At 44.5% G+C, this 1,038-nt stretch carries 1 protein-coding gene; it reads left to right on the top strand.

Translation table 11 applies throughout. From position 1 onward, the window contains the following. Positions 1-1,038, top strand: a 1,038-nt coding sequence (locus O9300_RS18705) for a tetratricopeptide repeat protein (protein ID WP_287973317.1), incomplete at both ends; no start/stop codon positions are given.

Raw genomic sequence — 1,038 nt, 5'->3', positions numbered from 1 at the left:
TAACTCAGCAAGTTATTCAATTGTATCAGCAGGGGAAATATAACGAGGCGATTCCCCTAGCAGAACAAGCTTTAGCTATCCGTAAAAAGGTGCTTGGAGACAACCATCCCAATACTGCCAGAAGTCTCAACAACTTGGCAGGACTTTACGAGTCTCAAGGAAGATATAGCGAAGCCGAACCCCTCTACAAACAAGCTTTAGCTATCAAGAAACAACAATTAGGAGACAACCATCCCTCTACCGCCACCAGTCTCAACAATTTGGCTGCACTTTACAGAGTTCAAGGAAGATACAGCGAAGCCGAACCCCTCTACCAACAAGCTTTAGCTATCAGAAGAAAACAATTGGGAGACAACCATCCCAATACTGCCAGAAGTCTCAACAACTTGGCATCACTGTATCAAAATCAAGGAAGATATAGCGAAGCTGAACCCCTCTACAAACAAGCTTTAGCTATCTTCAAACAACAATTAGGAGACAACCATCCCTCTACCGCCACCAGTCTCAACAATTTGGCAGAACTTTACAGAGTTCAAGGAAGATACAGCGAAGCCGAACCCATCTACAAACAAGCTTTAGCTATCTTCAAACAACAATTAGGAGACAACCATCCCTCTACCGCCAGCAGTCTCAATAATTTGGCTGCACTTTACGAGTCTCAAGGAAGATACAGCGAAGCCGAACCCATCTACAAACAAGCTTTAGCTATCTTCAAACAACAATTAGGAGACAACCATCCCTCTACCGCCAGCAGTCTCAATAATTTGGCAGGACTTTACGAGTCTCAAGGAAGATACAGCGAAGCCGAACCCCTCTACAAACAGGCTTTAGCTATCAGCAAACAACAATTAGGAGACAACCATCCCGATACCGCCATCAGTCTCGGTAATTTGGCAGGACTTTACGAGTCTCAAGGAAGATACAGCGAAGCCGAACCCCTCTACAAACAGGCTTTAGCTATCAGCAAACAACAATTAGGAGACAACCATCCCGATACCGCCATCAGTCTCAACAATTTGGCATTCCTTTACTATTCTC

This window comes from Microcystis sp. LE19-195.1E (assembly GCF_027532095.1).
In the GTDB taxonomy this organism is placed as follows: domain Bacteria; phylum Cyanobacteriota; class Cyanobacteriia; order Cyanobacteriales; family Microcystaceae; genus Microcystis; species Microcystis aeruginosa.
The sequence above is the reverse complement of the archived record's forward strand: the minus strand, read 5'-3'. Positions and strand labels throughout refer to the sequence as shown.